This window comes from Sphingomonas degradans (genome assembly GCF_053502645.1).
In genome coordinates this window covers 641,021-667,697 of record NZ_CP177172.1, presented here as the reverse complement: position 1 = coordinate 667,697, position 26,677 = coordinate 641,021, and the positions used below count along the sequence as shown (strand labels likewise).

The following is a 26,677-nucleotide window of genomic DNA, read 5'->3' as shown; positions in this document are numbered from 1 at the left end:
GTTTCCTTTCGTGGAGCCTAGCCAACAGGCTGGTCGAGCGACGTCGGCGGCTGCGTGAAGTAACGCGGGCCGCGATCGGTCATGTAAAAGCAATCCTCGATACGGACGCCGAACCTGCCGGGGAAATAGAGGCCCGGCTCGTTCGAGAAGCACATGCCGGCGGCCAGCGTCGTGGCTTCGCCATGCACCAGGTTGACCGGCTCGTGGACGTCGAGGCCGATGCCATGGCCGGTGCGGTGCGACAGGCCGGGCAGCCGATAACGCGGACCGTACCCCAGTTTTTCGTAATAGCCGCGTACCGCATCGTCGACGCTGCCCGCAGCCACGCCGACGCGCGCGGCCTGCATCGCGACATCCTGCCCGCGCCGCGCGTCGTCAAAGGCCTTGCGCTGCTCCGCCGTGGGCGTGCCGTGGACGAAGGTGCGCGAAATGTCGGCGTGATAGCCTTCGATCGTGCAGACGCAGTCCATCAGCACGACCATGCCGTCGTTCAGCTTCAGCCGCTCCTTCGAACCATGCGGCAGCGCACTGCCGGGACCGATCTGGGCGCTGCTCGATCCGCGCTGGCCGCCCAGCCGCGCGATCTCGGCGGTCATGATCGCGTTGATTTCGGTCGCGGTCATGCCGCGCTGCACCTGCGGATGCATCGCGCGGTAGGCGGCGTTCAGGATATCGTTCGCGCGCTGGAGCAGCGCGATCTCCGCCGGGCTCTTGATCAGCCGCAGCGCGTTGACCACGCCCGCGCCCGAAACGGTGCGCAGGCCGGGGAGCCGCGCGCGGATGCCGTCGACGATGAAGAAACGGGCCGTCTCCTCGATCGCCAGCGTGCCGCTGCCCAGCTTTTTCGCCGTGAGCCAGTCGGCGATCAGCGCGAACGGGCTTTCGTCTTCCTGCCACACCCGCACCTCTCCGGGCACGTCGAGCATCTCGCGGATCGACGGTTCCTCGAAGAACGGGGTGACGATCAGCACCGGGCCTTCCGCCGGGATGACCGCTGCGGTGGTGCGTTCGCTGCGCCACCAGTCGACCCCGGTGAAATAGACGAGCGACGACCCCGCCTCGACCAGCAGCGCGGAAATGCCGCGGCGTCGCAGTTCGGCCTGGAGCCGCGCCAGCCGCGCCTCGCGCTCGGCCCGCGCGATCGGCGCGGCGGTGGCGATCGGCGGCGATTGCGGCACCGCCGATGCGCGCGGCGCCGCCGCGAGCGCCGTGCCCGCAGCGGCGAGCCCCAGCACGTCGCGGCGGCCCAGGCTCACTTGGCGCGGCTCCCCAGGTCGCGCAGCAGCGCGTCCCAATAGTCGAGCTGACGCAGATAGGCGGCGATCGGCACGCGCTCGTCGGTGCCGTGCGCACGGCTGTCCTCGGGCATGCGCAGCGGCAGCGCCCCGGCACCATAGGTGGGAATGCCGCGCTTGCGGAACTCGCGCCCGTCGGTACCGCCCGACGACATGCTCGGCTTCAGCTCGACGCCCGGATAGACCTTGTTCACCGAGCGTTGCAGCGTCGCGAACAGCGCCGGGTTGACCGGCGAGACCGGGCTTTCGACTGCATCGCCGATCAGCGCGAAACGGATCTTGTCGTTGCCGATCGCCTCGGCCAGCTTCGCCTGCACGGCGGCGACCGGGGTGCCGGGGAAGATGCGGCAATTGACGGTCAGCGTCGCGTTCTGCGGCAATGCGTTGGGGGCGTTGCCCGCCTGGAGCATCGTGCCGACGCAGGTGGTTTGCAGCAGGTTCGAATATTGCGGATATTTCTCCACCTCGGCGCGCGCTGCCGCATCGGTCGGGTTGGCGAGCAGCGTCGTCAGCGCGGCGCCCAGCGCCCCGCCCTTTTCGGCCGCGAGGTCGCTGACCATGATGCGCGTGATCTCGTTGAACTCGACCGGGAAGCGCACCCCCTGCACCTTCTTGATCGCGTCGGCGAGTTCGTAGATCGCATTCTCCGGACGCGGCACCGAGCTGTGGCCGCCCGGATTGCTCGCCGAGATCGCGAAGCTGGCGTTGGTCTTTTCCGCCGCCTGGATATTGAAATCATATTTGCCGTCGGCGGTCACCGAACCGCCGCCCGCATCCGAATTGAGCGCATATTCGGCGCGCGCCACCCACGGATGCTCGATCAGCTTGCGCGTCGTCAGCATGCCCGTCTCTTCGTCCCCCGAAAAGGCGAGGACCAGATCGCGCGCAGGCACGAATCCCGATTTCTTCAGCCGGATGAACGTCGCGACCAGCGCAGTGACCCCGGCCTTGTTGTCGGTCGAGCCGCGGCCATAGATATAGCCGTCCTTCTCGGTCGGCACATAGGGATCGGTCGACCAATTCGCCTTGAGCGCGTCCACCACATCCATATGGCCGAGGAACGCGATCGGCTTCGCCGCCGCATTGCGGCCGGCATAGCGCACCACCAGCCCGACGGTCTTTTCGCCGTCGATCTCGACGGGCAGCATCTGGATCTCGTCGTCTCGGAAGCCCGCTTCGCGCAGCCTCTTGGCGAACTTTTCCGCCAGCACCGGCACTTGCCCGCGCCCCTTGGCGGTTGGCGTGGCGATGGCTTCCTCCAGGATCGCCCGGGCCATGGCGCGATCGGCATCGGTCACCGCCGCCGCCTTCTGCGCCGCTGCGGGCAAGGCCGCCCCGCCGACAGACACCAGCACCAGCGCCGCGACGCGCCGAGCAAATCCGTGATTCATGCAAACACCCTCTCGAAAACAAAAAGCCCCGGGGACGATAGTGCGTCCCCGGGGGCAGTACCAAGTCAGAAGCCGATCGACGCGCTCAGGAAGAGATAGCGGCCGGTCGCGTCGTAGAACTGCGGGTAGGTGTTGCCGTTGCCGCCATCCTCGATCGCCGAGGTCGTGGTGAGGGGGGGATCCTTGTCCAGGATGTTGTTCACGCCCAGGCGCAGCGTGAAGTCCTTGCGCACCGTGAACGCCGTCGAGAGATCGAAATAGCTGCGCGCGTTGAGTTGGCGGTTGAGTTCCGCATAGCTGCCGGTGAGCGCGGGCTGATCGCTCGTCTGCGCGATCTTGACCGACGACACGAACCGCCAGCCCAGCGCCAGGTTGAATGCGCTGCTCGGCGCCCAGGTCGTGGTCAGCTTGTGGCGCCATTCGGGACGCGGACGCCCGCACAGCCCGGCATAGAGCCCCGCGCATTCATACACGTCGGCGCTCGGCGAATTGGGCAGCGGCACCGTCTTGTACGAGTCGAGATAGGTGCCAGCGAGGTTGAAGCTCAGCCGTCCGCCGCCGATGCCGAGATCGTCGAGGTTCATGCGGTAATCGACCGCGACGTCTACGCCCTTGGTCTGGAGCGAGCCGGTATTGACGTTGAAGCGGCGGAAATACCCCGCCTCCCCCTGCCACAGCGATCCCGCAGGGCTGCGCTGGATCTGGTTGCAGAAGAACGCATCCCCGCTCGACAGGCAGTTCGCCAGCGACAGGTTCGGGTTCACGCTGCCGACCAGGTTTTCGACCTTGATGTTGAAGTAATCGACCGAGATGGTCAGCCCGCGCACGAAGCTGGGTTCGAACACCGCGCCCAGCGACAGCGTCTTCGCCGTCTCGGGCTGGAGATCGGGGTTGCCGCCGATCAGCGAGTTGAACTGGCCCGCCGGGTTATCGACGATGTTGCCATATTGCGCCGCCGTCACGCCGGTGCGCGCGCATTGCGCAAGCGTGGCGATCGGGGTGGTGCCCGAGCAGGGATCGTACGAGCCGTTGGCATTCTCGGTCAGCTCGACTTCGAACAGCGTCTGGCTCGAGAACAGCTCGATCACGTTCGGCGCACGCACCGCGCGCTGGTACGAACCACGGAAACGCAGGTCGCGCACCGGCGCCCAGTTCAGCCCGAGCTTGTAGGTGTCGGTCTTGAAGCCCGTGTCATAGTCCGAATAGCGATAGGCGCCTTCGAACGACAGCGTCTCGAAGAAGGGGCGGCTCTCCACCAGCGGCACGATCAGTTCGCCGAAGAACTCTTTCGCCGCAGTCGAACCGCTGATCGGCAGTTCGGGGCTGGCCGCCGCCTGATAGACTTCGTCCGGCTGGTAATCGACGCTGTTCTTGCGATATTCCAGACCGAAGGCGATGCCGACGCCGTTGGTCGCGAACGGCGACTGGATGCCATAGGTGGCCAGATTACCCTCGATCACGCCGACGACGTTGATCAGGCTGGTGTCGCCGGTGATGGTCTTCACTTCGGCGACATAGTCCGTCGCGGCCTGGCTGGCCGAGGCGCCGAAATAGTCGAGCGGGGCGCAATTGGCGTCGTTGTTGTTCGGGTTGGCATCGGCGTTGATCGCGCAGACGATCTGCCCGGCCGAGTTGCGCACGGCGTTGAACGCATTGGCGGTGCGCTGGCGATTGGCGTCGCCCGAGAAGCGGCTGCGATAGCTCACCTTCGAATAGATGCCGTACAGGTCATAGTTGAACGGACCGAAAACCGAGCCCTTGGTGCCCGCGACGACGCGATAGGTCTGGTGCTGGATGTCGTCCTGGCGATTGCCGCCCTCGACGTTGCGGCGCGCGACGAGCACGCCCTGCGCGACCGATGCCGGGCCGGCATAATTGCCCTGCGCGTCATAGGTGCTGGCAGTCGAAAGGCCGCGGCTGGTGCACAGGAAATTGGCCTGCTGCGCGCTCAGGAACGGGTTGTCGCAATTGATGCCGTTGATGCCATTGGAATTGATGGCGATGCCGGCGCTGTTCACACCCGGAGCAATCTGCGCGACCGAGCGATCGTCCATGAACGACAGTTCGAGATAGGGCTTGAAGTGATCGTTCACTTCATAATGCGCCGTCGCGCCGAACGAATAGCGCTCGTCGGGGCGCTGGTAGTAATTATAGGGCGCGAAATTATAGGTCTGGGTGCCCGTGACGAACTGGCCTTCCGAAACGCGGAACGACGTCGGCAGCCCGGGGATTCCGCCCGCATTGGTCAGGTTGGCCGGCGCGTTGGTGCCCGATCCGCTGCACGAATAGGTGTTGCCCCCGGTGCCGGTGGTGCCCAGTGCGCAGGCGCTGTAGTCATAATCGGCCTGGAGGATCGCGTTGACCTTGCGATACGTCGCATAGGCCGTGACGTTGCCGCGGCCATCGGCCAGGTTGCCGCCGGCGACTGCCGAAATCTCGGTGGTGAAGCCATTCCACACGCTGCTATCGGGCTTCGGATAGGCGCCCGGCACCGCCGCGTTCCGGCTGTCCAGCAAGTCGCGCAGTTCGCCGCGATCATTGTTATGCTGATAGCCGCCGATGCTTCCCGTCATGCGGAAGCCGTTGAAATTGTCCATCAGCTTGAAATTGACGACACCGGCGATCGCGTCCGAGCCATAGACGGCGGAAGCGCCCCCGGTGAGCACTTCGACCGACTGGATCAGCGGCGTCGGCACCTGGTTAAGATCCGACGGGATGTTCTTGGGCGAACCATAGGGCAGCCGGCGACCGTTCACGAGGACCAGCGTGCGCGACGGGGTGAGGCCGCGAAGATCGACCTGGGCAGTGCCGGTCGCTTCGTTCGAATTGGCGGCACCCTGCGCCGCGAACACCTGGGGAAGCTGGTTCACCAGATCCTCGGTGCGCACCGTGCCGCGCTGGGCGAATTCCTCGGACGAAATCGTCGTGATCGGGCTGACGCTGACGACATTGGCCGAGCTGATGCGCGAACCAGTGACGACGATGGCTTCGCCGTCTTCGGCCACCGGCGCGTCCTGCGCGACCTGTGCCATCGCCGGCAGCGCCGAAAGCGTACCCAGCGCGAAGACCGAACCGAGCAATGTCGCGCGCATTCCGTGTCGTTGGATCATGATATAGCTTCCCCGTTTGATTTATGTCTTTGATTGTTGGTGGCAGCGCGGACCGCGATCAGCGGTAGCGCCAGCTCGTCAGGTCGGCGCCCGGCGGGGCCGCCGCCTCGATCCGCTTGAGGATCTTGGGCACGTACATGCTGTTGTAGCGCAGCCGCCCGACCGAATTGGGCACGCTGGGATCGCCGTTCCAGCAATGCTCGTCACGGTCGCCATAGGTGACTTCGCCCTGATAGGCGGGCTTCGCCGTCTTGAGGAAATCCTCCATCAGATAGACGGCGTTGTTCAGGTAGAAATTGTCCATGTCGCCGACATAGATATGGATCTTCCCCTGGAGCTTGGGCCCCAGCGTCTTCCAGTCGCGCTCCATGATGTAGCGAAGATCGTAGTTTTCGCGCCAATAGGCGGCGACCTTCTTGTCGATGACGCCGGTGGCCTTGTCCCAGATCCGCTGCGGATAGCCGTCCGCGCCCATCGGCGAATAGACCGCTTCCCAGATGTCCCACTGGCCGCCCGAGCGCGTCTTGTCGCCAAGCACCGCTTCCCAGCGATTCTCGTCCTCGGCGGTGTACGAAAGGTGGCCGAGGTAATCGCGCTTGCCGGGCTTGGCGACGCGCCCGAACGGCCCTTCGCGCCAATAGGCGTTCTTGTCCTCATAGAGGTTGGTGACCATCGTCTGGCGGAAATCGATTGGGTCCGGGCAGGCCGCAAATGCGCCGTTATAGTCGTCGGGATAGAAGACCTGCACCGCCAGCGCTTCCCAGCCGCCGGTCGATCCGCCGTAGAGGAAGCGCGACCAGCCTTCGCCCAGCCCACGGAACTTCTTTTCGAGCGCAGGGATGAAATCATAGGTGATCGCATCGCCATACGGACCGAGATTGGCCGAGTTCACGGCATAGCTGTCGTCGTAATAGGGATTGCTGTGGTCGATCTCGACGATCAGCATCCGGGGGAAATCGGGCGACGTCCATTTCTTATAGAAATCATACGCTTCCTGCTGCTCGGTGCGGGCATAGCAGGGCTCGTTCCGGAAGCGCTCGCTTTGGACGCATTTGACGTTCGGATCGGGCGGCGTGGTGCGGAAGCCGCCGAAATCGTCGGGGAAATGGCCGTGGAAAATCGCGAGTGGATATTTCGCCTCCGGATGCTTGTCGAAATCCTTCGGCACCAGGACATGGCCGTTCAGGAAAACGTCGCGCCCCCAGAATTTGGACAGCCGGTCCGACTTGAACTTGAAGTGGCGGATATATTCGCTGTCCTTGGGCTCCACCACCGGCGGCAGGATATCGGTGAGCGCGATCGTGATCGCCCCTGCCCGCTTCGGGTCGAAATTGACCTTCATCGGCTTGCTGATGATGTTGCCCGGTTCCTTGCGCCAGTTCTGCCCGGCGCCGCGCGCGGCGGGTAGCTTGACGGTCTTGCCGTTGGACAGCGTGAAGCTGTCATATTTGTGGAGAACGGCCTGCACCGTATAGGTGCCCGCAGGGATATCGGCCAGGGTGCGTCCCGGATACCCCGGCACGGTGGCGCCGATCACGCGGAACTGTCCCTTGCCGAACTTTTCGACCTGCAACCCGAAAATCTGCGGCGCGTCGAAAGCGGGGCCGACCTGGAACCGGGGCTCGGTCTTGTCGTCCTTGGTGAGGATCAGGATCAGCCGGCCCTCATAGGGCGTGGAGGCGACCGGCGCCGTCAGTTGAACCCGGAATTCCTCTGCGTGAAGCGCACGCGTCCCCAGCGTCAGCGCCGCCATCGCGACACCGACCGCGAAAATCCTTCGCATGTCCGTTACCCCTGTTCCGGCCTCCCATTATCGGATTTTGACCGTGAACAAATGTGTGATTTTGGTTACGCCGTCTGTCAATAGCTTTTGAACGGATAGCGCACGAATGTTCTGCCGGTGAACCGACGCCTCTCCGGAATTCTACGGCAGATACCGATTTCTGAGGATTTTTGGCCACAGTCGCGTAGAGTCGCGGGCTGGGTTCGACTCGTCCGGCGTTCGCCTGGCGAACATATCGGGGCGCTACAGGACCAGGATTCGCAATGCACCCGACTCTCCGACGGGATACAGACGCGCCGTTTGCGGCGAAGAGGACTGAAACGTGGAAGATTCCGACATTCTGGAATATCCGGCGCCGATCGAAAGCGACGGGCAGGAGCCCGACGATAGCGACCGCGACTATGTGGCGTCGCTGGCCCGGGGCCTCGACGTGATCTGCGCCTTCACGCGCTTCACGCCGCGCATGACGCTGAGCGAAGTCGCCAAGTCGGTGAACATGTCGCGCGCGACGACCCGGCGCCTGCTGCTGACACTGGTGCGCGAGGGCTATGCCGAGAAGAACGACCGCATCTTCTCGCTGCGGCCCAAGGTGTTGCAGCTGGGCTATTCCGCGCTGTCGTCGGTCGGCATTCTCGAAGTGGTCCAGCCGATCATGAACGAGCTTACCCAACGCACGCAGGAATCGATTTTCACGGCGGTGCTGACGGGCGACGACGTGACGTATCTGGCGCGGTCGACTCCCGATCGGGTGATGTCGGTCAGCATCAATATCGGCAATCGCCTGCCCGCCTATGCCGCGTCCACCGGCCGGGTGCTGCTGGCCGGCGAGAGCGACGAGGCGCTGGAGCGCTATCTCGACCGAGTCGATCTCACCCAGCACACGGCGCGCACCGTGACGTCGAAGGCGCAACTGCGCGAGGCGATCCTGGAGACGCGGCGCTGCGGCTATTCGCTGGTCGACGAGGAACTCGAACTGGGCGTCCGGTCGCTATCGGTGCCGATCCGCGACGCCAGGCAGCGCGTGATCGCCGCGCTGAACGCCTGTTGCCCGTCGGTGCGCTTCAGCGTGAAGGACATGGAGCAGCAGCTCGTCCCCGAATTGCTGAAGGCGGCGAGCCGGATCAACCAGGGCTTTCTGGGCTGACCGGGGCTGCGGTCGCGCGCGATCAGAGCGCGATCGCCGTGGTGCGGTCCCGCATATCGCTGGCCGCTTCCACCTCGCGCTCGGCTTGCAGGAAGCCATAGGCCGGGACGCATTCGCCGTCGCGACGCGTAACACCGGCCCAGTTCCGGACGACTTCCGGGCCGGCAGCGTCCCCGCCGCCAACCTGAATACCCTGGGTCAGCGTGACATGCGCGGCGGCAAAATGGCCGGCGCCCGCGCAGAGGATTGCGCGCGTAGGCGCATCGTCGCCGACCAGCGCGAGCAGCCCCGGACTTACCAGCGCGGGATCGAGCAGGCGCAGGCTCTCGTCGGAAAGAACGCCATGCGTCATCTGGGTCGCCGCCGTGGGCGCCAGCGCATTGACGCGAATGCCGTATTTCTCACCCTCAATGGCCAAGGTCTGCATCAGCCCGACCAGCGCCATTTTGGCGGCGCCGTAATTCGCCTGCCCGAAATTGCCGTACAGCCCGGACGACGAGGTGGTCATCACGATCCGGCCGTGGCGCTGCGCCCGCATCGGCTCCCACACCGCCTTTGAGCAGATGGCGGCCCCCATCAGGTGCACCTCCACCACCAGCCGGAAGTCGTCCATCGTCATCTTCGCGAAGCTCTTGTCGCGCAAAATCCCGGCGTTGTTCACCAGGATGTCGACCCGGCCCCAGCGGGCGAGCACCGAATCCACCATCGCCGCGATAGCCGGCTCCTCAGTAACCGAGGCGGCGACGGCTATTGCCTGGCCTCCCGCCGCCTCGATCTCCGCCGCGACCCGAGCGGCATTCTGTTCCGAAACATCGTTGACGACGAGCCTGGCGCCCTGCCGCGCCAGATACAGCGCATGCGCACGCCCCAGTCCGCCGCCGGCACCCGTGACGATTGCGACCCGATCCGCAAGATTCATCGATCGACCCCTCTCCTGTTGGGCCGATGCTAGCGCAGCATTCATTCACTAACAAGAGAGCGAATGAACTGGTTTAGGCGCGGTTGCATATTTCCAGGAAGCCGGCGGCCATGAACGACGCCATTCGCTCCTTCACCGCCACGAAATCGTCGGACTTGCACAGCCCGTTCGACAGCTTGTCGATCCGCCCGGTCCGCGCCAGCGTGAGCATCAGCGCGCCGGTGACGAAGTGATAGCCCCAGAAGATGTTTTCCTCGGCGCAATCGGGCAGCGCCTGCTTGAGCAGGCCGATCAGGCGCAGCACCACGGGATCGAAATGCTCGTCCATCAGTTCGGCACCCCATTCCGGCGTGTTGGCGACCTGGGCACCCAGCGCGGCATAGTTTTTCCACGCCTCGCCGCCCTCGATATACAAATCGAGATCGGTATCCAGAAAGGCGCGCAATGCCCCCTCGACGCTGGGCTTTCCGCCGCATTCGGCTTCGTAGCGGTCCAGCGCCAGCATCCGCCGCTCGCTGGTGACGGCGGCGCGGCGGGCGAACACCGCGTGGAACAGCTTGGCCTTGTCCTCGAAATAATAGTTGAGCAGCGTGTGGTGGACGCCGACGCGCTTGGCGACATCCTTCAGCGTGACACCGTACAGGCCATGTTTCGAGAAGAGATATTCGGCCGCATCGAGGATCTGCTCCATCGTTTCGGCGCGCTGTTCCGCTTTCTTGGAACGACGGGGGGCTTTGACATTCTCTTGCACGCGAATGTCTCTCCAGCCTGTGTGCGCGGGCGTCAAGCCATGCCGAATTCCGCGCGCAGGCGGACCTTGTCGATCTTGCCGGTCGGCGCCAGCGGCATGGCGGCAAGCCGGACCACCGCGTCGGGGATCCACCACGACGCCACCCTGCCCTTGAGCGCGCCCAGCAGTGCCTCGTCGCTCGCCTCCTGATCGCCGCGCATCTCCACCAGCAGCACCGGCCGTTCGCCCCATTTGGCGTCGGGCCGCCCGATCACCGCCGCCAGCGAAACCTGGGGCAGCGCGCCGACCACCGCCTCGATCTCGGCCGGGTTGATCCATTCGCCGCCCGATTTGATCAGATCCTTTGCCCGGCCGGTGATCTGAAGATTGCCGGCATCATCGATGCGCGCGAGGTCGCCGGTCGCAAACCATCCGTCGGCGTCGAGCGCGGACTCCTCCTGCCCGAAATAGCGGGCAATCACCGCCGCGCCGCGCACGCGCAGATGCCCCTCCTCGCCGCGCTGTTTCGGCAAGGGGCGGCCGTCCGCGTCAGTGAGCAGCAAATCGACGCCGATCGCCGGCTTGCCCGAGAGCGCGGCGGCGCGCGCCGGATTGCGGGGCACGGCAACGGTTCCCGAGGGCGAAAGCTCGGTCATGCCCCAGCTGGTCTGCACCTCGACCCCCAGCCGCGCCTCGATCCGCGCCATCAGTGCGGGGGCGAGCGGCGCGCCGCCGACGATGATCCGCTCGAGCGACGGCAATGCGCCGCCGGTGGCGTCCAGATGCTCGACCAGGCCGAGCCACAGCGTGGGCACGCCAACGCCCACCGTCACCTGCTCGGCGGCGATCAGCCGCGCCAGGCTGGCGCCATCGTTCCAGCGCCCCGGCAGCACCAGCTTGCCCCCCGCCGCCGGCACCGCGAACGGCAGCCCCCAGGCATTGGCGTGAAACATCGGCACCACAGCCAGCACCGTGTCCCGGCCGGAGATCGCCATCCCATCCACCTGCAGCAACCGCAGCGTGTGGAGGAAGCTCGATCGATGCGTATAGGTCACGCCCTTCGGCGCGCCGGTGGTGCCGGAGGTGAAGCACAGGCCCGAAGGCGCGGTTTCGGCGAACCCGCCCCAGGCGATATCGCGCGCCGCGCGCTCCAGCATCGGCGCGAGCGGGGCGACGGGCGGCCCCTCGCCCACCGGCGCGTCGACAGCGCCGTCGATCACCCAGATCCGCTCGATCGGCGCCAATGCCGCGATGCGGCGCGCAAGCGGCAACAGGTCCGCGCTGGCAACCAGCAGCCGCGCACCCGATTGGACGACCATCGCTGCAAGCTGTTCGGCGGTCAGGCGGGGATTGAGCGTGTGGCACACCGCCCCCATCCCCATCACCGCATACCAGGTCTCGACATGCGCCTGGCTGTTCCACGCCAGCGTCGCCACCCGGTCGCCAAGGGCCACGCCGTGCTCGGCAAGCGCCGAGGAAATGCGAAGCGCGCGATCGCGGAGCGCGGCATAGCCGATGCGATCGACAGTGCCGCCCGCCGTCGCCGTCACCACTTCGGCATGCGGATGCCATTTGGCGGCGTGGTTCAGGAACGTGTCGAGCGTGAGCGCGAAATCCTGCATGCTTCCGTCGATCATCGGCACCCTGCGACCTTGGGCAGCGCGGGTGAAAGCACGCCGGTATTCCAGTTCCACGGCTGGTCGCCCGCGGCGCGGCGGCGGCATACGCTCGCCTCGTGCAGCGCGAACATGCCTGGGAAGAGCCTGGTAGCCGCCCGCGGCACCTGCGCAAACGCCATGTAGTTGGCCTCCTTGCCATAGGGCAGCCAATCGGGTTGTCCCCTGGCGACCGGCACGCCGGTCTTAGCGAACGAGGTCCAATAGCCCAGCATCGCGTCCGACATCCGCCGCTCTGCCAGCGTATCGGGCACCTTGGGCCAGAGCGGCGGCGTCTGCCCGGCCGTGCCGAACACATAGGGGATTTCGGACGCGTGAAAGGCGTGCAGACCGTTCTCGTCGGCTGCGGGATAGCCGTGGTCGAAGAGATAGAGATAGCCGCGCTGGCCGATCGCCGTCTGGCCGATCGCCAGCCGCGTCGACGTCCAGCCATAGAGTGCGTCGCGGGTCGCGGCGAGCATGCTCTCGCCGATCGTCCCGGGCGGATAGAGTTGCAGGAACGGCTCGGCCAGGTCGCCATAGCGGCTGCGGATGATGGCCGCATAGGCAGCCGCGTTCGCCGGCGCAGGCGGCAGCAGGACGCGGAGCGAGCGGATCTCGCCGGCGTTGAACCCGGCGATCAAGGGCACCGGCGCCTGCTCGCCCCGATCCCAGGTTTCGACGAGCTGGCGCGGCAGCAGCGTGCCGTCTACGGTGCCCCAGGGGCCATAGCCCTTGGCAGCCGCTTGGGCGGTGAGCATCTCCGCATCCATCGCGCGCAGGGCGGCGAGGTCCGATGCGCCCAGCGCCTGCTGGATCTGGCTTCCCGCCGCTTCGGCCGATGGGGTGCCGAACCGCGCCGCCTTCAGTTCGGGGGCGGAGATCATATAGGCGCTCTGCGCGATCGCCCTATGGAACAGCCCCCGCGCTGCGGGGCTGGCCATCAGGTACATCACGCTGAGGCCACCGGCGGATTCGCCCGCGATCGTCACGTTGGCGGGATCGCCGCCAAACGCGGCGATGTTGCGCTTCACCCAGCGGAGCGCCGCGATCTGATCGAGCAGGCCATAATTGCCCGAAATCCCCTCACCCGATTCCGCGCTCAGTGCCGGGTGCGCGAGATAGCCGAGAATGCCCAGCCGGTAGTTGATCGAGACCACCAGCACGCCGCGCCCCGCCATGCGCGCGCCGTCGTACATCGCCGCATGGCCATAGCCGGACACCAGCGCGCCGCCATGGATCCACACCACCACCGGCAGCTTGGCGGCAGTGCGCGGCGCCCATATGTTGAGCGTCAGGCAGTCCTCGTCCATCCGCTCGGGCGGATCGGTGTAGATGCCGGCGGTCTGCGGGCGCGGCTGGACGCAGGCCGGGCCGAACGCCGTCGCCTTTCGCACCCCCTGCCACGCCGGCAGCTCGCCGGGCGGCCGCCAGCGCATCGCCCCGACCGGCGGCTGGGCATAGGGCACTCCGCGAAACACGTGCAGCCCCTTCTCCAGACTTCCCTGCACCACACCCGCAGGCGCCTCGACAGTCGGGCCCTGCGCCCGGGCGGAGGATGCGGCAAGCAGCGCGGCCGCAAGCGCGACCCAGTGGACGTGTTTCATGCAGGCCTCCCGCCAGGATGGGAATGGGAACCGCGCAACAGCCGCGCGAGCCACAGGAACAGTGCGATCGCGACGACATAGAAGGGCGTGAGCGTGAACAGCGCCGCCTGGAGATGGTGCGGCTGCCCCAGCGCCTTGAACCAGTCGCTGGCGAAGCCGACCCAGGTGGGCCCGAGCCCCAGGCCGATGAAGTTCATCACCAGCAGCAGCAGCGCGCCGGACAGCACGCGCTGGTTGGGCTGCACTTCCTCCTGCACCAGCGCGACCGAGGCGCTGAGGTAGAAATAGTTGAACACCATGACCACGCCGAGCAGCAGCAGCGCCAGCGGCCAGCCCGGCGCCCACAGAAAGGCGATGTAGAACGGCATTGCGACCGCGAGGGACGCCGCCGGCGCGACGGCGTATCCCGCACGCGACCTGCGCGTCATCCGATCCACCACGCGCCCCGAAAGCACCATGCCGCCACCCATGCCGATCGCCAGCACCAGCGCGTACCAGACGGCCACCTCGCCGAGTGTCATGCCCTTGTCGCGCATCAGGAACAGCACCGCGAAATTGCCCAGGCCATAAGTGACGAACTGCGTCGCGCCGCTGCCCAGCGCCGCCAGCATCAGCACCGGGTTCGTGAAGAACATGCGCAGCGTCGCCCAGAACGGTGCCTTGCCCTGTGGCATAGCGGTGCGCACCGGATCGGTCGCGCCGCGCTCGGGCTCGCGCAGCAGCAGGCGGACCAGCACCGCCGTGACGATCCCCACGCCGCCGATGAGGAGAAAGGGCGTGCGCCAATCGAACCGTTCGGCGATCGCGGCACCGAACGCCACGCCGATCGCGGCGCCGATCGCCGGCCCAAGATTGTAGATGCCGAGCGCGCCGGCGCGGCGGCCCGGCGGATAGGTGTCGGTGAGGATCGCGTAGGAAGGCGGCACACCCCCCGCCTCTCCGAAACCGACCAGCATCCGGGCCGCGACCAATTGCCCGTAATTCCCGGCAAGACCGCAGGCGACCGTCGCCCCGCTCCACACCGCGCAGGCGAGCGACAACACCGTCACGCGGTTGCTGCGGTCCGCCAGCCAGCCGACCGGGATCGCGATGAAGCAATAGAACATCGCGAAATACAGCCCGCCGATCAGCCCCAGCTGGCCGTCGCTTACCTGCAACGCATCCTGGATCGGCTTGGCGAGGATGCCGATCAGCTGCCGGTCGAGGAAGTTCAGAACATAGACGAAGGTCAGCGCCGCCAGGACCAGCCGCGGTCGTGGTGTGTGGGCACGCGTCCTGCCCGCTGGCGGGACGGGGCTGTCCGAAGCCGGGCCCACCTCAGATCCCATAGCCGAGGCGGATACCGACCGTGCGGGGGCGCAACGTGCCGAAGCGGCTCACCAGAAATGCTTCGGGATGGATGTAGACGACCGAGTGATCGTCGAACACATTCTCCACATAGAGCTGCGCCGACCAGGCCCGCCGCTTCACGCCGAAACTGATATTGGTGTTCACATATTCATCGGTTTCCCCAAACGTCGAGAGCCGCACATTGGGCAGGCCCGGCGTGTTGGGGAACGAGCTGTTGTATGACCCGACATATTGGGCGTTCACCGCGAAGCTGCCCTTCACGTCCTTGCCCAGATCCATGCCATAGGAAAGGAACAACGCGCCCTGCAGCCGCGGGCCCGACAGCCGGTGCCCGAGCACCGCGCCGGAGATCGCCGCCTCGGCCGCGCTCAGCTTGGTGATCTTGGCATCGTTATAGGCGGCGTTCAGGCCGATGAAGACCTGCTTGGCCGGCACCACGCCCATCTCCAGCTCGACACCCTTGCTGCGCGCGGCGCCGATATTGGTGGCGAACTGCACCGAATCCGAAACCCGGTTGGCCTGCGCCTGGATGTTGCTCCAGTCGATCAGATAGGCGGCGACGTTGATCGTCACTAGGCCGTTCAGGAACCGCGCCTTGGCGCCGAGTTCGTAGCTCTTCAGATCGTCCGACGAGGCGCCGGCGGGAATGACGATGTCGGTGGGATCGACCAAGCTGGGGCGGCCGGCGAACGCATTGACGATCGGCGCGCGGAAGCCGGTGGAGAAAGTCGCATAGGTCGTCAGCGCCTCGTCGGGCTTGTACGTGACGCTGCCCTTCCACGACGGCTTCGATCCGGTCGCCTTGACCCCGGCCACCGCCGCATAGGGCGTGAAGGTGTTGAAATTCACCGGGATGCCGAGCAGCGCATAAGTGAAGTAATTCTGCCCGAACGCAGTCGCCAGATACCCGCCCGCCTCGGTGAATCCCTGCGCCGATATGCGGCCATAGCGCATGCCGCCGGTGACCCAGAATTTGTTAGAGAAGCGGTAGGTCAGCTCGCCGAACCCCGCCAGTTCCTCGTTGATCTGGTGGGTATATTGCTTCTGGTAGTACTGGTCCGGCAGCCCGGTGAGCCGACGCGCGGCGAGGAAGGCGAGCGACGAGCGGTAGAAATAATCGACGTCGCGGCGGCGATGCATATAGAAGCCGCCGACCACGAACTGGAGCGGACCGTCGAGCGTGGACGCCAGCCGCGCTTCCTGAACGAACACCTTGTCATAACCGTTCGCATCCAGCCCGAACGCGATCGGTGCCCCCGGATAGATCGCCTGTTTCGGGAACGTGCCCGCAAGATCGAGCCAGAAGCGCTGATCGAACTTGGAATAGGTCGACGAACTGGTCAGCTTGGCGAAATCGAACGCATATTCCAGCGTGGCATTGAGCACCGTCTGCTTGCCGGTGAACCGGTCGGGCTGGTCCGAAATGCGCTTCTCGCGCCCCAGCGACGGGCTGGTCAGCGACGAATCCTTGGGGTCGCTATCCTCATAGGAGCCGAGCAGCCGCACCGAGAGCCGGTCGTTCGGCTTCCACAACGCGATCACGCGCCCGCCCCAGTCGACCAGCGTGTTCGAATTGCGAACCCCGGTCCCGACATTGTCCAGATAGCCTTGCTCGTGCCGGTAAAAGCCGACCCCGCGCACCGCCAGCCGATCGTTCACCAGCGGCACGTTGAGCATCAGATTATAGCGTTGCCGCAGCGAGTCGGACCCGGTGAGCCCCAGATCCGCCAGCGCCGAGGCATCGAAGCTGGTGAGGTTCGGGCTCTTGGTCAGGATGCGCATCGCCCCGGAGAGCGAACCCGATCCGAACAGCGTGCCCTGCGGACCGCGCAGGAATTCGACCCGTTCTACGTCGAACAGGTTAGGATCCACCACCGTGGTGTTGCCGATCGTCGAGACGGGAAGCTCGTCGATATAGACCGCGACCGAGCTTTGGAGATTGGCGTTGTAGCCGTTGGTGGCGATGCCGCGCGCAGTGAAATTGTTGAAGTTCTGCGTCGGCCGATTGAGCACGACGCCCGGCGTTTCGCGTGCGATCCCTTCGAAACCGACAATGCCCTTGCGCGTCAGTTCTTCCTGCTGGAACGCCGTGATGCTCAACGGCACGTCCTGGATGCGCTCCTCCCGCCGCGTCGCGGTAACGACGATGTCGTTGCCATGATCCTGGTCAGCGGTGGGGTCGGTCTGCGCCGGCGTGTCCGCCGTCTGCGCTGCGACGGGGCTCGCGCCCGCCATGGTTGCGACGGCACACACCGACGCGAAAGCTATTGCCCGCATGCTCTCTCTCCCAGCGTACCGATCGCGCGCGGCGTCGGTATCGTGCGAGATTGTGCGCCGGAGTCTGGCGGGTGTCAATGTTCACTATCGCGCGTGTGAACATCTTTGAATGGCCGGCATGGGCATTGGCCTCAGTGCGTCAATGCATGTCCATGTCCTGCGCCACCGTCACTCCCTCTATTGAAACTCAGGCGATCGCCGCGCGATCCCGAAAGCCGCCAGCAGTTCGGCACGCCGGCGCGCTTTAAGGCAAATACCGCGCAAATCGATCCCGGACCGGTCGATCTCATCGATCTGCTCACAGCGATCGTCGATGACGCGAACATCGAGGAGCGCGCAAAGAGCTGCGCCATCCGGCATCTGTCCTCGGCGGCATTCGTGACGACGGGGAATGGCGAACTGCTCTATCGCGCCTTCAGGCGAGTAGAAGGCTGAGCGTGGGAAGTCGGGCGCGGCATCGTGTACGTCGCCGGGGGTACTTCGGGCGGCGTCGCTGGCGCCGCGCCGCTCGGGCGACGCAGCAGCCGATACAGGGCAATGCCGCCCTCGCCGCCCGTCGGCGTGCGCGCCTCGCGGCTCAGGACGTACAGAACCGGCCCTGCTTCGGTGTGCCGGAACGACAGCCCTTCGATTTCCTGGTCTCCGCCCGACCGGAGCGCTCCCACCGTCTCGACCGCCCCGGTCGCCAGATGGGCGCGCATCAGTGCCTTGTCGTCGGCATCGGTCGCGAAATAGATCCACCCGTCCAGGATCTTGCCGCCCTGCGCCTGATCGACCGGGCGCGACAGCGGGATGTACCGGCGGAAGGTGAAATCGCGCAGATCATATTCCGCCAGCGCAGTCGCATGGTCGTACGCCATGGCATATGCGCGCCCGGCGGCCGCATCCACCGCCACCCAGCTCGCGACATCGTCGGTGCCCCCCGGTGGCGTCAGCGGATAGACGCGGCCCGTATAGCGCAGGTCGCGCGCGCGGTAGAGCGCCACCGCCGGGTGGGCATAGGGCTTGCCCGTCGCGGGATCGACATGACTGGAATCGAGCGGGATATATAGCAGCCCGCCCGCAATATCGATGTCGCCGATATGGTTCAGCCCGATCGGCGACAGCGGCGAGGGCCGCCACAGCTTCCGCACGATCGCATGGCGGCGAATGCGGCGCGTGGCAAAGCGGGCGTCGGTCACTTCCAGCGAGCGCGTGCCCGAGAAATACCAGGACACGCCATCCGTGGTCATACCCTGACCCCGCGCCGCCGAAGCCGCGTCGCCGGGGAAGAACAGCCGCTCCGCCACCACCCATTGTTCGGTGTCGGCGGGCGGCGTGGCGCCGGCCGGACAGGCGATGGCGCTGGCGAGCAGCAGCAGCGCGCGACGGCCGGCACCCAGCATCAGCGCTTGTCCAGCGTCACGGCGTCGAGCGCTTCGCCGGTCGCGGTATAGGCGCGATAGGTCAGGCGCTTCGGCGTCACGTCGATGACCTGATAGGCCTGGGTCCGCGACGCGGACTTCTTCGCCCAGGGCAGGCTGCCGACATCGTACATCTTCGGCCCCGCGACCGACACGGCATAGGTGGTGCCGTGATCGTCGGCGGAAGGCCCCTTCGGCCCGATCGCGCCGCGCGCATAACCATGGTCATGCCCCTGCAGGACCAGATCGACATGGTATTTGTCGATCAGCGGCTTGAGCGCCGCGCGCACCCTGGGATTGTCGCGCCCCGGCTCGCTGGAGAAGAGCGGGAAGTGCAGGAACAGCACCGTCCAGCGATTGGGATTGTGCGCCAGCCGCTCCTCCAGCCACTGCACGATCATCGCGCGCGCCTTCTCGTCGCGGTCGAGCTGCATCGAATCGATCGAGATCAGGCGCAGGCCCTGATAGTCGGTCGACCAGGTCGTCTCGCGCGTTTCAGGCAGCGCGGCTGGGCCGTTGGCGGGCAGCGTGAACTGGCGGCGCCACTGGCCGTTGATCGACGAACCGGCGCGGGCGCTCTCGTCCTTCACATATTCATGGTTGCCGGGCGTCGGCATCTGCGGCGTCTGCGCATAGACGAACCCGCCCGAGGCGAACCATTCGCCCCATTCGACGTCGCTGTCGTGCCGGTTCACCAGATCGCCCGCATGGATCACGAACGCCGCATCGCCGGCGGTGCGAAACGCCATGCGCAGCGTGCGCGACGCTTCGGACAGGATGTTGTTCTGCATGTCGCCCATGTAAATGAAGCGGAAGGGCGCATGGGTCTTCGCCGCGGTGTGGAACTGGAGCCATTCGGACCAGTGCGTCCCGTCGCCGACGCGATAGGCATAGACGGTGTTCGGCTCCAGCCCCTTCAGCACCGCCGAATGATAGGCGGCGTGGAACGTGGGGTTCTCACGCACCGCCAGCGTGGCGTCGTCGGTGCGTGCGGGGACGGTAACGGCGGTCTTGATGAAGTCCGGGTTCGCCGTCGCCTTCGCGACCTGCACCTGCCCGGTCACGCCCGGCACCGAGCGCCAGGTGACGGCCATCTCGGTCGTCGGGTCGGCGGTGAGGCTCAGGATGATGCGTTCGGGCTGGACGCTGGCGGGCGGCAGCACGACAGGCGCCTCCTGCGCCCCCGCCGCCGGAGCGGACAGGGGCACGGCGAGGATCAGGGCGGCGGCGAGGCCGTGGGTCAAGGGGTGCATCGTCGGCCCTTTCAGAAGATGAGGTTGAAGCCGAGCGTCATGCTCCGGCCATTCTTGATATAGGCGCGGCTGGCGCCCTGCCCCGACGATACCGTTTCCCAATAGGTGTGCGCGTCGAACAGGTTCTGGACCTGGAACTGGACCGACGATTTCTTGGCGAAGGTCTTGCGGAAGGTCAGGTCGACGAAGCTATAGGCCTGTTCATAGGGGTTGTTGCCGAAATCGTTGATCCCGCCCATGAATTTCGACTGATAGTTCCACGCGCCATAGATTTCCCAGCCCTTGCGCTCCCAGAAGAGCTGGAGGTTGGCGATCGTCTCCGGCGTCTCCATCAGCGGCAGTTCATAGCCCGCCGGGTGCCAGGACAGCCCCGTCACCGCCTTTGACCGCTGGAGCGTCAGGTTTCCGCCGATGCCGAGCGCGCCGAGGATGCCGGGCAGCCAGTGCAGCCGCTGCTGCGCGCTGAACTCGACGCCATAGACTTCCGCCGACTTGCCGTTGTTCGGCATCGAGATCGCGACGCCGGCGGGGTCGGTGTTTTCGCCCAGCGTGCCGTTGCGGATGTTGCTGGACGAGGAGCGGAACAGGAAGTTGGTGATGCGCTTGTAATAGGCCGCGACCGAATAGGCGCCGGTATTGCCCGCATAGCGTTCCAGCGACACGTCGAGGTTGAGCGAGCGCATCGGCTTCAGGTTCGGGTTGCCCTGCTGGATGCCGATCAGCACCCATTCGGACGTTGGGTTGTCCTTGCCATTGCCGTCGGGATCGGTGTCGTAGGCATATTCGCGCGCCGAGCTCATCCGCGCGATGTCGGGCCGGGCAAAGCTGGTCCACAGCACGGTGCGCAGCTTGGTCTCGCGGTCGAGGTCGATATTGAGGTGCACCGACGGCAGCACGTTGGTGAAGCTCGACCGATCGGTGCTGAAGCGCGCGCCCTGCACCGGATCGAGGTTATAGGCGTCGATCGTGTTGCGCGTCGCCTCCACGCGCACGCCGGTGATGACCGTGGCGGGGCCGAAGGTCGCCGTCGCCATCGCATAGCCGGAGAGGACGCGCTCGTTGAACTTGAAGCTGTCTTCGTTCGAGATTTCGGCGTTCGACGGATCGACGGCATAGCCCTTGAACACCGTGCTCTCGCCCCGCTCCGCGCGCTGGAGTTCGGCGAGCATCTTGGCATTGTCGATCGTCGTGCCGAGGCGATAGTCGCCGCTGTAGGTGCCGCCGAACAGGCTGGTCACTTCCGTGCCGTAAAAGCCCGAGAAGTCGGCCAGCGTGCCCGTCGCCTGGAGCTGGAGGAACGACCCCGAATAGGTCGAACGGTGCGAGTCATAGAATTTGCCGCCCGCCTTCACCGATTCCAGCCAGCTGCCCTCCGGCTTCCATTCGACATTGAGCTGGCCCTGCCACAGCTTCTCGCCGCTGCCGCCGATTTCGCCTTCCAGGCTGCTGAACGCATATTGCGCGGGGTCCTGCACGGCCGCCAGCCCGGCGGGGTTGAGCAGCCATTTGGGAAAGCGCGAATCGTCCGCGCTGCTGAACAGCACGCCCTTGTTCCCCATCCAGCCATATTTGTCGCTGCGGAACTCCATGGTGTAGCCGTCGTCGAGATTGTCCTCGGACCGCGAATAGGACACGTCATAGTCCACGGTGACCGTGCCGAAGCGCGAGACGCCGCCGGCGTTGGCGGAGGCGAGATTGCCGGTTTCGTTTTCCGCTTCCCAGAAACGGCGCAGGCGAAAGCCCTGCGGGTCCCAGCGGCCCGATCCGCCGTTCAGGCTGTAGAACGACTTGCCCGAGCGATCCGCGTCGGTGATCCGCCCGTCCTTGTCGCGATCGACGATCTGGCTGGTCGTGTAGCTGTAGATGCGGCCCAGCTTCGCGTCATAGCCGGTGATGGCGGCGTCGGGCTGTGCCAGCGACGTGTCGTTGACGTTGACCTGCGTCAGCCGGGTCGAGTTCTTGCCGGTGTCGTTGCGGAAGTTCAGCCGGTTCTTGAACTCCTTCTTCTGATACCGGGCATATTGCCCGCGCAGGTGCAGCTCGTGCGCGTCGGAATGAAAGTCGATGCTGGTGTTGCCGCCCCAGCGCTGGACATCGGTTTCGCCGAAGGCGAGGTCCATGCCGCGCATCACGAAGCGATTGGGGTCCCAGCCCAGCGTCTCGCTGTCGCTGTACCAGGTGTCGGGCTGGTTATCGCCATCGACGCCGTTCTGCTCGAACTGCGATTTGCGGCGGCTCCAGTTGGCGGAGACATAGATGCCGAATTTCTCGCCGAACTGGTGCGAGGCGGCGCCGGAGACCTGGCCCGATTTGCGATGGTCGTATTTGTCGAGCATCCCGCCTTCGGCCGACAGGCGGAAATAGGTGGGCGTCTGGTCGAACGCGGTCGGCGTCGAGATGTCGATCGAGCCGCCGAGCGCATCGCCGTCGCGATCCGGGGTCAGCGTCTTGTACACGGTGATCTGCTTGATCCCGTCGGGCGGCAGCACGCTCAGCCGGACGCCGCGATAGAAGTTGTTGTCGCGCGATCCGGCGCCGCCCAGCCGCACGCCGTTGACCGAGTAGTTGTTCAGCTCGGTCGAAAGCCCGCGCACGGTGATGCGGTCGCCCTCACCCGTGGTGGAATCGCGCACGGCATTGACGCCGGGCAGCCGCGCCAGTGCTTCGGACACGTTGTTGGCGGGCAGCTTGCCCATGTCGTCGGCCAGCACCGTGTCGGACACGCCGCGATTGTCGCGCTTGATGTCCAGCGCGCGCTCGACGGCGCCGAAATAGCCGGTGACGACGATCTCGTCCTCGCTGCGCGGCTCGGGCGCCGGCGCGGTCTGCGCCTGCACTTGCGGGCGGGCGGCGGGCTGCGGGGCCGGGCGGCGCTGGGCAACCGGCGCCTTGGCGGCCAGCGGCTTGACAATGATCGTGCCGCCGCGCCGCTGCGTGGCGACGTTCGCACCCTCGACGATGCGGGCGAGTGCCTGCTCCGCCGACAGCGTGCCGGTCACCGCCTGGCTGCGGCGCCCGCGCAGCGCCTCGGGCGAGGCCGCGACGGCAATGCCGGTGACGCGCGAATATTCCTGGAGCGCGCGGGCAAGATCCTGCGCCGGAATGGCAAAGGCATAGGCGCGCGCGCCGGCAGCCGGCACCGTGCGGGCAAGCGCCGGGCCGGCGCCGAGCGAAGCAAGCGCAATCGCCAGTGCCGAAGCGGCAGGCGTGGTACGTCGTAACATGTGAAAGCAACCCCCGGTTGTGATCTGGTTCGGGGGCCAGACGGCGTTGGGTTCCAAAACCCGACAAAAATTTGTTGTTACAAATCCGCGTGTTAATGGTGACAGTTGCGTGACATCAATCAACGCGACAGCAGATACCCGTCCGCCCCCTGCCGCCAGTGCAGGTCGTGGATCGCGGCAATTGCCTCCAGCACGGCGGCAGGCCGATCGGTCTGGAACCGGCCCGTCACCATCAATTCGCCCAGCGCCGGATCGGCCAGCCGGATCGGGCGCGGCGCGGCGCGGTTGAGCCGTTCGACCAGCTGCCACACCGGCGTGTCGTTCGCTTCGTACCAGCCGTCGATCCAGCCCGGACGCCCGGCACCGGCGCGCAGGCTGCGCACGCGGTCCCCGGCGACTTCCAGCCCGCTGCCCGCCGGCAGGCGCCACTGGCGGCCCGCCCCGGCATCGACGCTCACCAGCCCGCGATAGACCTGTACCACGCGGGTCTGCTGGTCCATCCGATCCACGTCGAACGCCGTGCCGAGCACCGAGACGCGCGCGCCGCCCGCATCGACGCCAAAGCCGCGCAGCCGCTCATGCGCGACGTCGAAAAACGCCTCGCCCTGCTCCAGCGTCACCTGCCGCGACCAGGGCGTCATCCGCACGGCGATCCGCGTGGCGCCGTTCATCCGGATCGTCGATCCGTCCGACAGCGCGACCAGCCGCGTCGCGCCGCGCGGCGTGGCGAAGGCCGCTTCCTCGACCAGCACGCCAGTGCCCAGCACCCCGCCGATGGCGAGGCACAATGCCGCCGCGCCCGCCCCCAGGATACGCCGCCACGCGACGGCGCGCCGTTCGGGCTGCGTCGCCTCATCGTCATTGCTCGGCATCGGCGTGGCTGCGACCGATCGCAGCGCAGACTCCAGCCCGTCCGACTGCCACAGCGCGCTCAGCCGCGCATAGGCATCGATGTGGCGCGAGTCGCGGGCGATCCAGCGATCGAACTCGCCAGCCGATTCCGCATCCACCACGGGCTGGCGCATACGATCGACCCAGCGTGCCGCCTGCCCATCGATGTCCTGCGTGTCGCCCCCCATCAATCCTGTCCCATCAGATCGACGCCCGCATGCTCCAGCGCGCGGCGCAGGTCGATCATGCCGCGCGTGATATGCTTTTCGACCGCCTTGGGGCTGATCGACAGCGACTCGCCAATGGCCCGGCAGCTTTCCTGGTTCAACCGGCGGCGGATCATCACTTCGCGGCGCAGCGGGGGCATCCGGCGCAGGCAGCGATCGAGCACCGCGATCGCGCGGCGCGAATCGAGGACGCGATCGACCGAGGGCTCGTCGCTGGACCATTCCGCATCGAGCGATTCGGACAGCCGCCGCTCGCGCCGGTGGAAATCGACCAGCAGATTATCGGCGATGCGAAAGGCGAGCGCATAGATGCTGGCAATCTGTTGCGTCTCGCTGAGCGAGACCAGCCGGGCCACGGTCTCCTGCGCAATGTCGTCGGCCAGATCGCGGCGACCGCTGCGGCGCAATCCATAGCGCAGCACCGCCGCGTGGATCGCGTCCCAGTCCGATGCGTGCGCGTCGCCGGGCGGCGGCCCATGCGAAGCCTGTGTTGATGACAGCACGCGCCCCCCTGTGCCCCCTCGGAAGCCCGGGCGGTTAGCGGCGCCGCGTGACAGTTTCGCGATGGGCGATGCCGCATTTCCCTATCGCCGCGCCTCGCCTATCCTGTAGCGCCCGGCGCTCCCGCCGACCCGAAGGACCCTTGGCTTGCCCGACACCCCGACCGCACCGGCCCGTGATTTTCGCGCCGATGCCCGCGCATTGCTGCGCCAATGGATCGGTGCGCCGGAGGGCGACGTGGCGGCGGCGGTGGACGCGCTGGGGCGCCGCGCGATTGCCGAGGCTGCCGACGCCAGCGCGCGGCTGGCGCGCGGAGTGGCGGCGACGCAGGGCGCGCAGCAGAGCCTGGACACGCTGCAGGCGCTGGCCCGCAGCCTCGACGCGCCACGCCCCGCCCGCTCGTTCTTCGCCCGCCGCCCGCGCCCGCAGGAGGCGCCCGATGCGGCGATCGAGACGCTGATCCAGAACCTCGACCACGAACGCGACGCCATCGCCCGCGCGCGCATCACGCTCGACACCGATCTGCGCAAGCTAGAGGGCGCGGCCGATGCGCTGGAGGCGGCGCGCGGGCTGGTCCATGCCTGTGCTGCGGCGGCGGAGGCGGCGGCGCGCGAGCTTGCCGTCGACCGCCCCGACCGCGCCCGTTTCTTTCGCGAGACGGTGGCCGAGCGACTGCTGGCGCGCGAGCAGGACATCCTTACCCAGGCGGCGGTGACGCAACAGGGGCTGATGACGCTGGGCGTCATCGCGGAGGGGCAGGACGCGCTGGCGCAGGCGCTGGGCCGCGCGCGCGACACCAGCGTCGCGGCACTCCGCACCGCGCTGGCGGCGCGGCAGGCAGTGGCGGGCAGCCGCGCGCTGGCGGAACAGGCCGAGGCACTGGCGCGCACCACCGACGCCGCCCAGGACGCCGGCGGGCGCCGCGACGTCCAGCGCGCGATGGAAGACGCCATCGCCCAGGCCCGCCGCGCGATCGACGCGGCGGAAAGCGGCGGGCGGCACGGCCTCACTCCCCTCTAGCGCCGATTGGCATCTGACTATGCTCCCCCTCGCGGTCAGGGCCATCGCATAGGGTCCCCCTCACCCTTCCCACCGCCTTCGGCGGCGGGCCCAGTATCGGGTCGGCCATGCCCCCGGCATGGCCTGGACAGCGCGGGGCGCTGTCCACCCGGTACTCCTCTCCCACAAGGGGAGAGGGAGAGACGGCGCCATGCTCCCTCTCCCCTTGTGGGAGAGGGAGGGAGCCGCAAAGCGGCGGAAGGGTGAGGGGGATTTCAGCACATACGCGATGGCCCTACCCTTGCGGGGGGAGGCCCTTGCGGGGGAGGATACGCGGCGGAGGCGCAGCCTCTGCTGAATGTCGATAAAACCTAGCGCGCGGCCCTATCCCTGTTCTATTCGTAGCGCCGGACAGGCATTGGCATGGGACGTCGGTTGGTCGGATTTCTGGACAGATTGGCGGGATGGCTCGGCGGACCGGAGCGGCCCGCGCCGGAACCGCCGGCAACCCCCAGCGCGCCGACGCTCAGCGCCGACGACCCGCGCCTGCCCGACGCATCGCGCCCCACCGTCGCGCGGCTGCTCGCGCTGATCGCCGATATCGAGGCGCGGACGCGCGACGATGCGCTGCTGGTCTCGGCGCTGACCGAAGTGCGCCAGATGCGCGACACCCACCTGCCCCGCCTGATCGAAAGCTACGCCGAAATCCCGGCCTCGCACCGCGCCGAGATATTCCGCCAGACCGGGCGCTCCGCCAGCTACAATCTGAACCAGGGGTTCGAAAAGATGGTCGCCCGGCTGGAGACGCTGTCTCGCTCGCTGGCGCAGGAAGACCTGGACAGTTTCGCCGACAATCTGCGCTTCATCGAGCACCGCTATGGCAAGGACGATCCGCTGGGCTGATCCGCCCCACCCCAG

At 66.6% G+C, this 26,677-nt stretch carries 19 protein-coding genes; 4 read left to right on the top strand and 15 right to left on the bottom strand.

Translation table 11 applies throughout. From position 1 onward, the window contains the following. Window positions 1-17 precede the first annotated feature (17 nt). The 4 genes from ACG3SL_RS03165 to ACG3SL_RS03150 form a co-directional block, all read right to left on the bottom strand. Complete coding sequence (locus ACG3SL_RS03165) at window positions 18-1,256, bottom strand: M24 family metallopeptidase (RefSeq protein WP_448663690.1); 1,239 nt, start codon at window positions 1,254-1,256, stop codon at window positions 18-20. Beyond that, window positions 1,253-2,686 carry a M20/M25/M40 family metallo-hydrolase gene (locus tag ACG3SL_RS03160; protein WP_448663689.1) on the bottom strand — a complete coding sequence of 478 codons (1,434 nt, stop codon included), beginning with the start codon at window positions 2,684-2,686 and terminating at the stop codon, window positions 1,253-1,255. Before ACG3SL_RS03160 ends, ACG3SL_RS03165 begins: the two co-directional genes overlap by 4 nt. Window positions 2,687-2,751: 65 nt before the next feature. Next, entirely contained in the window at window positions 2,752-5,796 is a 3,045-nt protein-coding gene (locus tag ACG3SL_RS03155) for a TonB-dependent receptor domain-containing protein (protein ID WP_448663688.1), read from the bottom strand. Window positions 5,797-5,854: 58 nt separating this feature from the next. Continuing rightward, window positions 5,855-7,579: a hypothetical protein gene (locus ACG3SL_RS03150; RefSeq protein WP_448663687.1), complete on the bottom strand. Its 1,725-nt coding sequence runs from the start codon at window positions 7,577-7,579 to the stop codon at window positions 5,855-5,857. 322 nt (window positions 7,580-7,901) lie between these two features. Here ACG3SL_RS03150 and ACG3SL_RS03145 point away from each other — a divergent pair, with 322 nt between their 5' ends. Beyond that, window positions 7,902-8,723, top strand: a complete 822-nt coding sequence (locus ACG3SL_RS03145; RefSeq protein WP_448663686.1) for an IclR family transcriptional regulator domain-containing protein — start codon at window positions 7,902-7,904, stop codon at window positions 8,721-8,723. Window positions 8,724-8,745: 22 nt separating this feature from the next. Here ACG3SL_RS03145 and ACG3SL_RS03140 read toward each other — a convergent pair whose 3' ends face one another. The 6 genes from ACG3SL_RS03140 to ACG3SL_RS03115 all read right to left on the bottom strand — a co-directional run bounded on the left by ACG3SL_RS03140 (window position 8,746) and on the right by ACG3SL_RS03115 (window position 17,261). Then, entirely contained in the window at window positions 8,746-9,642 is an 897-nt protein-coding gene (locus tag ACG3SL_RS03140) for an SDR family NAD(P)-dependent oxidoreductase (protein WP_448663685.1), read from the bottom strand. A gap of 73 nt (window positions 9,643-9,715) precedes the next feature. Then, window positions 9,716-10,333 (bottom strand): TetR/AcrR family transcriptional regulator, encoded by a 618-nt coding sequence (locus ACG3SL_RS03135; RefSeq protein ID WP_448663684.1) that lies wholly within the window; start codon window positions 10,331-10,333, stop codon window positions 9,716-9,718. 92 nt (window positions 10,334-10,425) lie between these two features. Next, window positions 10,426-12,009, bottom strand: coding sequence for an AMP-binding protein (locus ACG3SL_RS03130; RefSeq protein WP_448663683.1), 1,584 nt, complete (start codon window positions 12,007-12,009; stop codon window positions 10,426-10,428). Then, window positions 12,006-13,634, bottom strand: coding sequence for a carboxylesterase/lipase family protein (locus ACG3SL_RS03125; RefSeq protein ID WP_448663682.1), 1,629 nt, complete (start codon window positions 13,632-13,634; stop codon window positions 12,006-12,008). Before ACG3SL_RS03125 ends, ACG3SL_RS03130 begins: the two co-directional genes overlap by 4 nt. Further along, window positions 13,631-14,950 (bottom strand): spinster family MFS transporter, encoded by a 1,320-nt coding sequence (locus tag ACG3SL_RS03120; protein WP_448663681.1) that lies wholly within the window; start codon window positions 14,948-14,950, stop codon window positions 13,631-13,633. Before ACG3SL_RS03120 ends, ACG3SL_RS03125 begins: the two co-directional genes overlap by 4 nt. A 1-nt stretch (window position 14,951) precedes the next feature. After that, window positions 14,952-17,261 (bottom strand): TonB-dependent receptor, encoded by a 2,310-nt coding sequence (locus ACG3SL_RS03115; protein ID WP_448663680.1) that lies wholly within the window; start codon window positions 17,259-17,261, stop codon window positions 14,952-14,954. 180 nt (window positions 17,262-17,441) lie between these two features. On the opposite strand from ACG3SL_RS03115, the gene ACG3SL_RS03110 reads away from it, so the two are divergent. Beyond that, complete coding sequence (locus ACG3SL_RS03110; protein ID WP_448663679.1) at window positions 17,442-17,696, top strand: hypothetical protein; 255 nt, start codon at window positions 17,442-17,444, stop codon at window positions 17,694-17,696. Here ACG3SL_RS03110 and ACG3SL_RS03105 read toward each other — a convergent pair. From ACG3SL_RS03105 to ACG3SL_RS03085, 5 genes are all read right to left on the bottom strand, one after another. Next, the gene (locus ACG3SL_RS03105) at window positions 17,666-18,646 is read right to left on the bottom strand and encodes a hypothetical protein (protein WP_448663678.1); all 981 of its coding nucleotides are present in this window, start codon (window positions 18,644-18,646) and stop codon (window positions 17,666-17,668) included. The genes ACG3SL_RS03110 and ACG3SL_RS03105 overlap by 31 nt on opposite strands. Further along, window positions 18,646-19,917, bottom strand: coding sequence for a fibronectin type III domain-containing protein (locus ACG3SL_RS03100; protein ID WP_448663677.1), 1,272 nt, complete (start codon window positions 19,915-19,917; stop codon window positions 18,646-18,648). The genes ACG3SL_RS03105 and ACG3SL_RS03100 overlap by 1 nt, the downstream gene beginning before the upstream one ends. 11 nt (window positions 19,918-19,928) lie before the next feature. Next, window positions 19,929-23,141: a TonB-dependent receptor gene (locus ACG3SL_RS03095; RefSeq protein ID WP_448663676.1), complete on the bottom strand. Its 3,213-nt coding sequence runs from the start codon at window positions 23,139-23,141 to the stop codon at window positions 19,929-19,931. Window positions 23,142-23,260: 119 nt separating this feature from the next. Beyond that, the gene (locus ACG3SL_RS03090; RefSeq protein WP_448663675.1) at window positions 23,261-24,220 is read right to left on the bottom strand and encodes a FecR family protein; all 960 of its coding nucleotides are present in this window, start codon (window positions 24,218-24,220) and stop codon (window positions 23,261-23,263) included. Further along, complete coding sequence (locus ACG3SL_RS03085) at window positions 24,220-24,762, bottom strand: RNA polymerase sigma factor (RefSeq protein ID WP_448663674.1); 543 nt, start codon at window positions 24,760-24,762, stop codon at window positions 24,220-24,222. The genes ACG3SL_RS03090 and ACG3SL_RS03085 overlap by 1 nt, the downstream gene beginning before the upstream one ends. 145 nt (window positions 24,763-24,907) lie before the next feature. Here ACG3SL_RS03085 and ACG3SL_RS03080 point away from each other — a divergent pair, with 145 nt between their 5' ends. Together ACG3SL_RS03080 and ACG3SL_RS03075 are read left to right on the top strand one after the other, a co-directional pair. Beyond that, window positions 24,908-25,780: a toxic anion resistance protein gene (locus tag ACG3SL_RS03080; protein WP_448663673.1), complete on the top strand. Its 873-nt coding sequence runs from the start codon at window positions 24,908-24,910 to the stop codon at window positions 25,778-25,780. A gap of 402 nt (window positions 25,781-26,182) precedes the next feature. Next, on the top strand, window positions 26,183-26,662 hold the full coding sequence (locus ACG3SL_RS03075) for a hypothetical protein (RefSeq protein WP_448663672.1): 480 nt from the start codon (window positions 26,183-26,185) through the stop codon (window positions 26,660-26,662). Window positions 26,663-26,677: the final 15 nt, after the last annotated feature.